The organism is Pseudomonas sp. SST3, from assembly GCF_003325755.1.
In genome coordinates, this window is record NZ_QORI02000021.1 from 18,691 (window position 1) to 30,516 (window position 11,826).

At 61.3% G+C, this 11,826-nt stretch carries 11 protein-coding genes and 1 pseudogene; 6 read left to right on the forward strand and 6 right to left on the reverse strand.

Features of this window, described 5'->3' with window-relative positions:
- From gatA to DQ405_RS18530, 5 genes and pseudogenes are all read left to right on the forward strand, one after another.
- Positions 1 to 1,446 (forward strand): annotated as a pseudogene (gatA, locus tag DQ405_RS18510) (Asp-tRNA(Asn)/Glu-tRNA(Gln) amidotransferase subunit GatA); the annotation flags it as partial.
- A 16-nt stretch (positions 1,447 to 1,462) separates the two neighbouring features.
- On the forward strand, positions 1,463 to 2,908 hold the full coding sequence (gene gatB / locus DQ405_RS18515) for an Asp-tRNA(Asn)/Glu-tRNA(Gln) amidotransferase subunit GatB (protein ID WP_168425548.1): 1,446 nt from the start codon (positions 1,463 to 1,465) through the stop codon (positions 2,906 to 2,908).
- 170 nt (positions 2,909 to 3,078) lie between these two features.
- A complete protein-coding gene (locus tag DQ405_RS18520) occupies positions 3,079 to 3,459 on the forward strand; it encodes a septal ring lytic transglycosylase RlpA family protein (RefSeq protein ID WP_168425549.1) in 381 nt (126 codons plus the stop codon).
- 33 nt (positions 3,460 to 3,492) lie between these two features.
- The gene (locus DQ405_RS18525) at positions 3,493 to 4,578 is read left to right on the forward strand and encodes a calcium/sodium antiporter (protein WP_168425550.1); all 1,086 of its coding nucleotides are present in this window, start codon (positions 3,493 to 3,495) and stop codon (positions 4,576 to 4,578) included.
- 34 nt (positions 4,579 to 4,612) lie between these two features.
- Positions 4,613 to 5,701, forward strand: coding sequence for a calcium/sodium antiporter (locus DQ405_RS18530; protein WP_168425551.1), 1,089 nt, complete (start codon positions 4,613 to 4,615; stop codon positions 5,699 to 5,701).
- Between the two features lie 69 nt (positions 5,702 to 5,770).
- Here DQ405_RS18530 and DQ405_RS18535 read toward each other — a convergent pair whose 3' ends face one another.
- From DQ405_RS18535 to DQ405_RS18560, 6 genes are all read right to left on the reverse strand, one after another.
- Entirely contained in the window at positions 5,771 to 6,196 is a 426-nt protein-coding gene (locus DQ405_RS18535; RefSeq protein ID WP_168425552.1) for a bactofilin family protein, read from the reverse strand.
- A 16-nt stretch (positions 6,197 to 6,212) separates the two neighbouring features.
- Positions 6,213 to 6,569, reverse strand: coding sequence for a hypothetical protein (locus DQ405_RS18540; protein WP_168425553.1), 357 nt, complete (start codon positions 6,567 to 6,569; stop codon positions 6,213 to 6,215).
- Positions 6,550 to 7,533: a M23 family metallopeptidase gene (locus DQ405_RS18545; RefSeq protein ID WP_168425596.1), complete on the reverse strand. Its 984-nt coding sequence runs from the start codon at positions 7,531 to 7,533 to the stop codon at positions 6,550 to 6,552. Before DQ405_RS18545 ends, DQ405_RS18540 begins: the two co-directional genes overlap by 20 nt.
- A 440-nt stretch (positions 7,534 to 7,973) precedes the next feature.
- On the reverse strand, positions 7,974 to 8,915 hold the full coding sequence (locus DQ405_RS18550; RefSeq protein WP_168425554.1) for an AEC family transporter: 942 nt from the start codon (positions 8,913 to 8,915) through the stop codon (positions 7,974 to 7,976).
- 130 nt (positions 8,916 to 9,045) lie between these two features.
- Positions 9,046 to 9,606, reverse strand: a complete 561-nt coding sequence (locus DQ405_RS18555; protein WP_168425555.1) for a response regulator transcription factor — start codon at positions 9,604 to 9,606, stop codon at positions 9,046 to 9,048.
- A 22-nt stretch (positions 9,607 to 9,628) separates the two neighbouring features.
- Entirely contained in the window at positions 9,629 to 10,882 is a 1,254-nt protein-coding gene (locus DQ405_RS18560) for an ATP-binding protein (protein WP_168425556.1), read from the reverse strand.
- A gap of 149 nt (positions 10,883 to 11,031) precedes the next feature.
- Between DQ405_RS18560 and DQ405_RS18565 the strand changes: the two genes are divergently transcribed.
- Positions 11,032 to 11,724, forward strand: a complete 693-nt coding sequence (locus DQ405_RS18565; protein WP_168425557.1) for an SIMPL domain-containing protein — start codon at positions 11,032 to 11,034, stop codon at positions 11,722 to 11,724.
- Positions 11,725 to 11,826 lie beyond the last annotated feature (102 nt).

Genomic DNA, 11,826 nt, shown 5'->3' on the forward strand with positions numbered 1-11,826 from the left:
ATGCATCAACTGACCCTCGCCGAGATCACCCGTGCACTGGCCGACAAGCAGTTTTCGGCAGAAGAGCTGACCCGCTCGCTGCTGGAACGCATCCAGACGCTCGACCCGCAACTGAACAGTTTTATCACCGTCACCGAAGAACAGGCGCTTGCCCAGGCAAAAGCCGCCGATGCCCGCCGCGCCAATGGCGAGAACGGCGCGCTATTGGGTGCGCCGATCGGTCACAAGGACCTGTTCTGCACCCAAGGTGTGCGCACCAGCTGCGGCTCGAAGATCCTCGATGGTTTCAAGTCACCCTATGACGCCACGGTCGTCGAGCGGCTCGCTGCAGCGGGCGCCGTATCGCTGGGCAAACTGAACATGGACGAATTCGCCATGGGCTCAGCCAACGAGTCGAGTTTCTACGGTGCGGTGAAAAACCCCTGGGACCTCACCCGCGTGCCTGGCGGCTCCTCCGGCGGCTCGGCGGCGGCGGTTGCCGCTCGCCTGCTACCGGCGGCAACCGGCAGCGACACCGGCGGTTCGATCCGCCAGCCTGCGGCGTTGACCAACCTCACCGGTCTCAAGCCCACCTACGGACGCGTCTCGCGCTGGGGCATGATCGCCTATGCCTCCAGCCTCGATCAGGGCGGCCCGCTGGCCCGCACCGCCGAGGACTGTGCGTTGATGCTAGGCGCCATGGCCGGCTTTGATCCGAAGGATTCGACCAGTGTCGACCAGCCGCTGGACGATTACCTGGCCGCTCTGACCAAGCCACTGACTGGCCTGCGCATCGGTCTGCCGAAGGAATACTTTGGCGATGGCCTGGATGCCAAGATTGCTACGGCAGTCATGGCCTGCGTCGAGGAGCTGAAGAGGCTCGGCGCCACGGTGAAGGACATCAGCCTGCCGAACATGCAGCACGCCATCCCTTCCTATTATGTAATCGCCCCAGCCGAGGCCTCCTCGAACCTGTCGCGTTTCGACGGTGTGCGCTTCGGTTATCGCTGCGCGGACCCGGTCGACCTGACCGATCTCTACAAGCGTTCCCGTGCCGAAGGGTTCGGCGACGAGGTCAAACGGCGCATCATGGTCGGCACCTATGCGCTCTCGGCCGGTTATTACGATGCCTACTACCTGAAGGCGCAGAAGATCCGCCGCCTGATCAAGAACGACTTCGTCAACGCCTTCGATGAGGTCGACGTGATTCTCGGCCCGACCACGCCGAACTTGGCCTGGAAACTCGGCGAGAAGAACGCCGATCCGGTCTCCGCCTACCTCGAAGACATCTACACCATTACCGCCAACCTCGCGGGGATCCCGGGGATCTCAATGCCGGCGGGCTTTATCGACGGCCTGCCGGTAGGCGTTCAGCTGCTCGCGCCATACTTCCAGGAAGGTCGCCTGCTCAACGTTGCGCACCAGTACCAACAGGTCACCGAGTGGCATAAACAAGCACCGGCCGGTTCTGAGGAGATTGATGATGCAATGGGAAACCGTAATCGGGCTGGAGATTCACGCACAGCTCGCCACCCGTTCGAAGATTTTCTCCGGCAGCGCCACCACATTCGGCGCCGAACCCAACACCCAGGCCAGCCTGGTTGATCTGGGTATGCCGGGCACCCTGCCGGTGCTCAACGCAGAAGCCGTGCGCATGGCCTGCAAATTCGGCTTGGCGATCGATGCCGAGATCGCCGAGAAGAACGTCTTCGCGCGCAAGAATTACTTCTACCCGGACCTGCCCAAGGGTTACCAGACCAGCCAGATGGACCACCCCATCGTCGGCAAAGGCTTCCTCGACATTACCCTGGAAGATGGCACGCAGAAGCGCATCGGCATCACCCGTGCGCACCTGGAAGAAGACGCCGGCAAGAGCCTGCATGAAGATTTCCACGGCATGAGCGGCATTGACCTCAACCGTGCCGGCACGCCGCTGCTGGAGATCGTCTCCGAACCGGACATCCGCAGCGCCAAGGAAGCAGTAGCTTACGTCAAAGCCATCCATGCCCTTGTGCGTTATCTGGGCATCTGCGACGGCAACATGGCCGAAGGTTCGCTGCGCTGCGATTGCAACGTCTCGGTACGCCCGAAGGGACAGGCTGAGTTCGGCACGCGGGCCGAGATCAAGAACGTCAACTCCTTCCGCTTCATCGAAAAGGCAATCAACCACGAAGTGCAGCGGCAGATCGAGCTAATCGAGGATGGTGGCAAGGTCGTTCAGGAAACTCGTCTGTACGACCCGAACAAGGACGAAACGCGCTCCATGCGCAGTAAGGAAGAAGCCAACGATTACCGCTACTTCCCCTGCCCCGATCTGTTGCCGGTGGTCATCGAGCAGCGCTTCCTCGACGAAGTGCGCGCCAGCCTGCCGGAACTACCGGTGGAGAAGCGCGAGCGTTTTCAGCGCGAATACGGCCTGTCCGCCTACGACGCCGACGTGCTGGCTGCGAGCCGGGAAATGGCCGATTACTTCGAAGGGGTGCAGCAGGTCTGCGGCGACGCCAAACTGGCCGCCAACTGGGTCATGGGCGAACTCTCCAGCCTGCTCAACAAAGACAATCTTGATATTGACCAGTCGCCAGTATCGGCTGAGCACCTTGGCGGCATGATCCAACGCATCAAGGACAACACCATCAGCGGCAAGATCGCCAAGATGGTGTTCGAGGCGATGGCGGCAGGCGAAGGCTCGGCCGACGAGATCATCGAGAAGAAGGGCCTCAAGCAGGTGACTGATTCCGGTGCGATCGAGAAGATGCTGGATGAGGTGCTCGCCGCTAACGCCGAGCAGGTCGAGCAGTACCGCGCCAGCGACGAAGCCAAGCGCGGCAAGATGTTCGGCTTCTTCGTCGGTCAGGCCATGAAGGCCTCTAAGGGCAAGGCCAATCCTGCGCAGGTCAACCAACTGCTCAAGACCAAGCTCGAGGGCTGATCGGGCGAGGCGGTCCGCCCAGGGCCGCCTCGTTTCCATTGGACCGCCGCATTTGCCACCGCGCACCAAACCGTTGAACGGCTGCGTCCAGTAGCGCTCAAAGTTTTTCGAGGCCATAGAACCCATCCGCTGGCCGGCATCAGATTGGTCCCGCTCGGAAGGATTGGCTCATGCGAAGACTGCTGCTTGTTCCGCTGTTCCTCGGTCTGTTTGGTGGCTGCGGCGATAACCAGGATGCTCACTCCAAAGCCGAGACCACCTTTACCCAGCAGGGCAAGGCCTCGTATTACGCGCGCGCCTTTCATGGCGAGGAGACCGCCAGCGGCGAAACCTTTAATCAGAACGAACTGGTCGCCGCACACAAAACCTTGCCATTCGGCACGCGGGTGAAGGTAACCAACCTGGACAATGGCAAGCAGGTCACGGTGCGTATCGTTGATCGCGGTCCCTTCGAGCCGGGACGCATCATCGACCTTTCGCGGGTCGCCGCCGCCAGGCTCGACCTGCTCGACGACGGCATAGTCGACGTGAAGATCGAAGAACTGAACTGACAGAACCCGCAGATTCAATCACACGGAGCTTTGATGAGTTTGATGATATTCGCCTACCTGATCGGCGGGCTGGTCTTGCTGGTAGTAGGTGCGGAGGCGCTGGTACGCGGCGCTGCGAAACTGGCGGCACGCTTCGGTATCTCGCCATTGATCATCGGCCTGACCGTTGTCGCGTTTGGCACCAGCGCGCCGGAAACGGCGGTGAGCATCCAGGCCTCCATGAACGGCAATGGCGACATTGCCGTCGGCAACGTGATCGGCAGCAACATCGCCAACATTCTGCTAATCCTCGGGCTATCGGCACTGGTGGCGCCTCTGCTGGTATCGCGCCAGCTCGTGCGCCTCGACGTGCCGGTGATGATTGGCGCCGGGCTACTGACCGTTGCGCTCGCCTGGAACGGCAACGTCAGCCGGCTGGACGGCTGCATCCTGCTGGCGCTTCTGCTGCTCTACACGCTATTCCTGGTCATCGCCAGCCAACGCGACAAGCAGCGCATGCAAAGGGATGAATTCACCTTCGAGTATGGCCCCGAGGACCAGACCAAACCATTCGACTGGGCGCTCCAACTATTGCTGATCCTGCTTGGGTTGGGCCTGCTGGTGCTCGGATCCAATCTACTGATCGAGGGCGCGGTAGCCCTGGCACGTGCGCTTGGCCTGTCGGAGCTGGTGATCGGCCTCACCGTCATCGCCGTCGGGACCTCGATGCCCGAGTTGGCGACCTCGCTGCTGGCGGTTTACCGCGGCGAGCGCGATATCGCGGTGGGCAACGTGGTTGGCAGCTGCATTTTCAACCTGCTGTTGGTACTGGGTGCTGGGGCGCTGATTTCGTCCGACGGGCTGTCCATCTCGCCTAATGCACTGGCCTTCGATCTGCCGGTCATGCTGGCGGTATTTGCGGCCTGCCTGCCGATCTTTTTCTCGGGATATCGCATCAACCGCTGGGAAGGCACGATGTTCCTGGGCTACTACTTCGCCTATACGCTCTATCTGGTGATGTTCTCCACGGGCCTGCCGGCTATCAACCTGTTGCGCCATGCAATGACTTGGTACGTATTGCCCTTGACCGCCATCACGGTTTTGGTGATCTTTCTGCGCGCCTGGAAACACCAGCGCTGAGCCTTCTGCTTTCCTTCCCTGGAGCGACCTTTTCGTGACCCTGATGACCTTTGTGTACTTGATAGCCGGCCTGGTGCTGCTCGTTGCTGGCGCCGAAGTATTGGTACGAGGGGCGGCCAAGCTGGCCGCGCAGTTCGGCATCCCACCATTAATCATCGGGCTCACCGTGGTGGCCTTCGGCACCAGCGCGCCGGAAACGGCGGTGAGCGTGCAGGCGTCACTGAACGGCAGTGGGGACATCGCCATCGGCAACGTGCTCGGGAGCAACATCGCTAACGTGCTGCTGATTCTCGGCATGACATCCCTGGTTGCGCCGCTGATCGTCTCGCGTCAGCTGATCCGCCTCGATGTACCGATCATGATCGGCGCCAGCTTGGTTACCTACGCACTGGCCTGGGACGGCGCATTGAGCCGACTTGATGGTGCGTTGCTATTCGCTGCCGTAATCGCCTACACACTGTTCCTGATCATCAGCAGCCGCCGCGCCAACGCCGCCGCGACAGCGGACGATGAATTCGCCAAGGAGTTCGGCCTCGATGCCCAGCCCAAGCCCTACGCCAGCCTGATCAACGCCGGCCTCGTACTTGCTGGCCTGGTGCTGCTGGTAACCGGCTCAAACTTTCTGGTGGAGGGCGCCGTGTCGCTGGCCCGGGCGCTGGGCCTGTCGGAGCTGGTGATCGGCTTGACTGTCATTGCCGTGGGTACCTCGCTCCCGGAGCTGGCGACCTCGATACTTGCAGCCATCCGCGGTGAGCGCGATATCGCCGTAGGCAACATCGTCGGCAGCAATATCTTCAACCTGCTCTGCGTGCTGGGACTGGCATCGCTGGTATCGCCGCAGGCCATCGGCGTCGCGGCCAACGCGCTGGCCTTCGACTTCCCGGTCATGATCGCTGTGGCATTGGCCTGCCTGCCGATCTTCTTCACCGGCTACAGCATCAACCGCTGGGAAGGCCTGCTATTCCTGGCCTATTACGTGGCCTACACCGTCTACCTGGTGATGATCAGCACGGGGCGCCCATTTGCTGAAACCTTTGGCGACGCAATGATCGGTTATGTCCTACCGCTGACTGCGGTGACCTTGATGGTGATCGCCAGCCGCGCCTGGAAGCAGCAGCGCTGATCCGATAGCGCTCACGCAAAGCGGCTCAAACCAGCTGAGTGCCGGATCTTCGTCCGGCAATCTCTGGCTTCAACCCTCGCCAACTTGCAGCCGCGGCAGCTCGACGACCTGCCCGGTCTCCTCGTCGTCATCCATTCGATTGAGCGTGCCGTCGACGACGGCACCGTTCTCCATGCTCAACTGACGATAGCGGATATTGCCGCGCACTCGCGCGTTGGAATGCAGTTCGAGCAGGTGCTCGACAACCAGGTCGCCGACGATGGTGCCGTCGATCAGCGCATCGTAGCTGCTGACGTTACCTTCTATCCGTCCTTCGGCGCTCAGTGCCAGCAAGCTGTGCGTCCCTGGCTTGTGGCAGACGTTGCCGCACACCGTGCCGCTGACCTTCAGCCCCTCTTCGAATGCCATGTCGCCCACCAGCGAGACGTTACCGGAAATCAGGCTCGAGAACTGGTCAATGATGACCCGAGGCACCGGCTTTTTCTTGTTGAACATCATGTACTCCAATGAATTAACGGGCTTTCTTCTGCTGACGGAAGAAAGCCAGGTCTGTCTGCAAGCGCTCGATCTGCGCGGACAACTTGGCGATACGCCCGAGCAGTTGCTCTTGTGTCGCCTCGGCTTCCTGATGTTGAAGGGCACCCTGTGCAAGAGCGTCCTGAAGCGATTGATTCTCCGCTGTCAGTGCGATGAGCTGCTGCTCATGGGCGGCACCCTCGCTGATACGCAGATTCACCAACGCGGCGATCATGCAGAGCATGACCAATACTACCCAGAGCCACGAGCGCGACCGGCGCGTGATCAGCAGCCGATGCTCGGCACGAACCAGCTGGCGCGTATCGGGCGTTCTAGTCTTCAGCCAGAGCATTGCTGACCCGCTCCAGATCACCCAGGGCAAGGAAACGCTGAGGGTCGACGAATCGCCCCTTATGCAGCACCTCGAAATGGAGGTGCGGGCCAGTGGAGCGCCCGGTCGATCCGACGGCTCCAATCAGCTGCTCTGGCGTGACCACATCGCCTCTCTTAACGTGCATCCGTGACAGGTGCGCATAGCGAGTCACGAGCTGATTGCCGTGATCGATTATCACCAGCTTGCCGTATCCGCCACGAGTGCCGGCGAAGCGAACCCGACCGCCTGCGGCGGCGAGCACATCCGAGCCGGAGCGCAACGAAAAATCCACTCCCGAATGGAAAGCGGCCTGCTTTTTGAACGGATCGATGCGGTTGCCATAGGCCGAACCCAGGCGCGCCTCACCGACAGGCCGGCGGGACGGAATGGCCATCAGCGCCGCATTGCGTTCTGCTACGCGCTGCATCATTTCATCCAGCACAGCACGCATGCAGCTGGCGGACGTCTCGGTGCGCTCCAGATCGGCCAGCGATACGTTGTCCGCTGTCAGCAACAGCTCACCCGAGCAGCCTTGCGGTGGTAGCAAGATACCGCCCTGCCCTGCGCTGCCACTGTGCGAATCCTTCGGCAGCAACAGTGGCAACAGGCTTGGATCAAGAGCCGAAAGTTGTGCGCTCAGAACGCGCTGCTCGCCCATCATCTGCTGCAGTGCGAGCACATCGGACTCCAGCGACTTTAGCCGTCCCACAACTTTGCCGACACGCGCAATGGCGAAACGTCCTTCGTTGCCAAGGCCCGGCTCTTCCAGGCTTACAGGTTGCTGTACAGCATCTAGATCCCGCCCGATCCAAACGCCACCGGCGAAGGTGCCGAGATTCAGCAGCAGTAGCAACGCCAGACCGGGACCGAGCTTGCGGCGTAGGTTGACGACGCGATTGGCATCGCGGGTCAGCGAACGGCTCGAAGGTGTAAATAGCGACATCATGCGATTCCCAGAACTCAAGGCGGCCGGCCCCTGATTGGTAAGCCGTCGATTGTCCGAGGCAATGTGACGGAAACGGGTATTTTTTTCTGAGGCCTATTGATGATTACGACCGCCCTAGGCTTTTCTTAAGCTGCAAAAGCCGACACCGATCACAACAACGACAGGCGGAGCCTAGGGTCTGTTCCCGTTTCGTCGCGGCCGCGACGGAGCCGGTTATTGCGCGAGACAAGGCACGAGTCGCGCAGTTTGGTCGTTCCAAATAAGCGACGAGAAACGCCGTATCGCACAAAAACCGGCCCGTCCCTACGGGTTGCGCGGCAAATCTCGCCATGCGGCGTTGCGGGACTTGGTAAGGGAGCGACCATTACCTGCGTCCCGCGCCTTGCCTGGCGAGATTTGGCGCAGCAACGCGGTCCGCAGCGAAACGGCAACAGACCCTAGATCCACCCCAGCCAGCCGAGCAGGAACAGCCCGGCATTGATGCTCACCGCGGCCATGAGTGTGGTGATCACGATGATGACCGCGGCCAATTGATGATTGGCGTTGACCGCCCGCGCCATGACGAAGCTGGCCGAGGCCGTCGGGCTGGCGAAATACAGAAACAGGATGCCCAGCTCCGCGCCGCGGAACCCAAAGAGCCCGGCGCCAAGCGTGGCGAGCGCGGGGAGCCAAACCATTTTCATCAGGCTTGAGCTCATCGCCATACGGCTGCTCTCGCGCAGAACCGAAAGTGACAGCGTGCCGCCGATGCAGATAAGCGCCAACGGCAGGGTCATCTGGGCGAAGTACTGGCCGGAGGTCATTAGCCAGTCCGGCAACGGAATCTGCCAATAGGCAACGGGAACGGCAGCCGTCACGCCGATCACCAACGGGTTACGCAGGATGCTGAACAGAATGGCGCCAGCACTGACACGTCCGTCCGGGCTGTAGATGGCCAGAATCAGCGCCGACAGGCTGTTGTAGACGAGTATCACCACACCGGCCAGAACGCCGCCCAGCGACAAGCCATAGTCACCATAGAGGCTGGTTGCGAGCGCCAGGCCGACGATGCCGTTGTTGCCGCGAAACGCGCCTTGGATATAGACGCCGCGATCCGCCTGCGGGCAGCGCCAAAGTGCCCAAACCCACGCCAGAAGAAAGGTCGCCACGGTGGCCATGACGTAGTAGAACAACAGGCCCGGCTGCAGCGCAGCGTCCAGGTCGGCATTGATAATCGAGAGAAACAACAGGGTCGGCATCGTGGCCTTGAACACCAGAGCCGATGCGGTCTGGACGAACGCCGCATCGATCCAGCCCAGCCGCTTGAGCGCAACACCGATGAACAACATGATGAAGACCGGAGCGGTGATGCCCAGGGTCTGAATGGCAACGGAAAGCATGAGCGAGCTCGAGTGCGAAGAGGCCGCCTATGGTAATCGCTTACGAGCTGGAAGCTGGAAGCTGGAAGCTGGAAGCTGGAAGCTGGAAGTATGGGCTGCCCCAAACCGCTTACAGCTTGAGGCTGCTTTTCTACCGCCTTACCGGGCGCTTTTGCAGTTTGCGCTGCAGCGTCCGGCGGTGCATGCCCAGTGCCCGTGCCGTGGCGGAGATGTTACCGTCGTGCTCGGCGAGCACGCGCTGGATGTGCTCCCATTGCAGGCGATCCACCGACATCGGGTTCTCCGGCACCAGCGTATCCAGGTCGGCATGCTTGGAGAGCAGCGCGGCCAGCACATCGTCAGCATCGGCGGGTTTGCACAGGTAATTGCACGCGCCACGCTTGATGGCTTCGACGGCGGTGGCGATGCTCGAATAACCGGTAAGAATCAGCACCTTCATTTCCGGGTCCAACTCGAGCAGCTTGGGCAACAGGACCAGGCCGGAGTCGCCCTCCATCTTCAGGTCCAGCACTGCGTAGTCGGGCAGGTCCTGCTTCGCCATTTCCAGGCCTTCCTCAGCCGACCCGGCGATGCTGACCTGTAAACCGCGACGGCTCATGGCTCTCGCCATGACTCGGGTAAACGTCGGATCATCATCCACCAGCAGCAGATGGGGCTGTTCTTCGCCTTCGTGCTGCAACTCTTCGGTCATGCTTAGATTCCTCGCGTTAGGGTCAGACCCGCACCGAGCCATGCGGCAGGCGCAACTCGGTCAGGGTGCCACCGTCTTCATGATTGTAGAGCTTCACCGTACCGCCAGCGCGCGTGACGCTGGCCTGGCTCAGGAACAGGCCGAGGCCGAATCCCTTGCCCTTGGTTGTAATGAAAGGTCGGCCGATTTGTTCCGCGATGGCCAAAGGCACACCGGCGCCGTGATCGCGAATCGTCAATTTGATCCACTGCGCATCCCAATCCAGACGGATATCGAGGTTGTCCGGACTGGCATCGGTCGCATTGTTCAGCAAGTTAAGCAACGACTGGCCCAGATCCGCCGGGGGCATCAGACGAGGTGGGGTACCCTTGCCCAGACACTGGAAGCGATAGGTTGCCTCGGGGTGCATCAGATGCCAACGCTGCAGGACCGACGCAACCCATTCCCGCACGGTCTGTTCAACGACGGCCTGACGGCGATCCGCCTCGGCTGCGCGCACCAACTGGCGCAGACTCTCCTTGCATAGCTGAACCTGTGACTGGAGCAGAGCCAGGTCTTCGTTCAGCTGAGGTTGCTGGTATTCCTGGCGCAACTCTTTGAGCAGCACGCTCATGGTCGCCAGCGGCGTGCCCAGTTCATGCGCGGCACCGGCAGCCTGGGTTGCCACGGCCAATAACTGCTGGTCGCGCATGCTCTCTTCGCGGCGCTGGGCCTGGAACTGTTCCTGGCGTCGCAACTGTTCGGCCATGCGCGCAACGAAGAAGGTGATCAGCGCCGCGGCCAGCGCAAAGCTCAGCCACATCCCGTAAACCAGCAACGTCGTGCGATCGACGGGCGGTGCGATGACCGGGTCGTACCACACCAGCATCAGCGTATAACCCACCAGTGCCAGGCCGGACAGTACGATCGAATACAACCACGGCAGCGTTGCCGCGGCGATGGTGAGCGGCACCAGATAGTAGGAAACAAATGGATTGGTCGAGCCGCCGGAGTAATACAGCAGCGCGCTGTGAATCAGCAGGTCGGCGGCCAGGTGCACCGCGTATTCGAGCTCGGTCACCGGCCAGGGTCCACGCAGCCGTAATGCCGTGCCCAGGCAGATCAACGCGGAGACGGCCAATGTGATGCCCAGATGCAACCATGGCAGGGCAAACAATTGAGTCGCATAGGCGAGCCCCACTGCACCCGCCTGAGCAGCGAGCACGAGGATGCGGATCAGGGTGAGCAGACGGAGGTTCTGACGGCTGGCAGACAGCAGATGAACGGATGCGTACATGGGGTCTCCAAAGGAGTCGCGAGTATAACCAAGCCATCGGAAAGACAGCTGATCTGCGGCAACGCGACGCACGGAAAATCTGCGGCGCTCGCACCAAAGGGCTAAAGTCTCTGCGCCGCACCGTTGGTGCATCGAACTCAGGAGCCTTCATGTTCGTATCCGCCCCCCGCAGCATTGCGCTGCTGGCCTGCATCGCCTGCCTTCCCGCTGTTGCCGACGAGCAACGCTACAACCAGATTTCGCTGCGCGCCGAGGCCAGCAGCGAGGTGGCACACGACCGCATGCACGTCACGCTATACAGCGAAGCTCAGCATCAGGACCCGGCGCAATTGGCCGCGCTAACCACCGAAGCCATGAATAAAGCCTTGCAACGGGCACGGCAGGCGAAAGGCATCGTGGTCAGCCAGGGCAGCCGCAGCAGCTATCCGGTCTATGAGGAAAAGGGCCAGCAGATCACCGCCTGGCGCGAGCGTGCCGAGCTGCGCCTGGAAAGTGGCGACTTTGCCGCTCTGTCCAAACTGACCGGTGAGCTGATGCAGGGCCTGAAGATGGGCAGCATGCACTTCAGCGTTTCCGATGCCATCCGCAAGCAAAATGAAGATGCCCTGCTGAAGGACGCCGTCGACGCCTTCCGCGCCCGTGCACAACTGGCTACCGAGGCGCTAGGCGGTTCCGACTACCGCATCGTCAATCTCAACCTGGGTAGCGGTGGCGGTTACCAGCCGGTAATGCGCAACTTCGCCATGAAAAGCATGGACTCGATGCCGACCCCGGAGGTCGAGGCCGGGAGCCGCCAGGTCAGCATCAGTGCCGACGGCATGATCGAAGTGCTGATGCCATGACATTGTGAATGCCAGTTTGGTAGCGCTGCACGCCTGCTAAAGAGGCGTCAGATACACCGGCGCCCTCGAGCGTGTCCCTCGGGCGCCGCGACTCCACGCTAT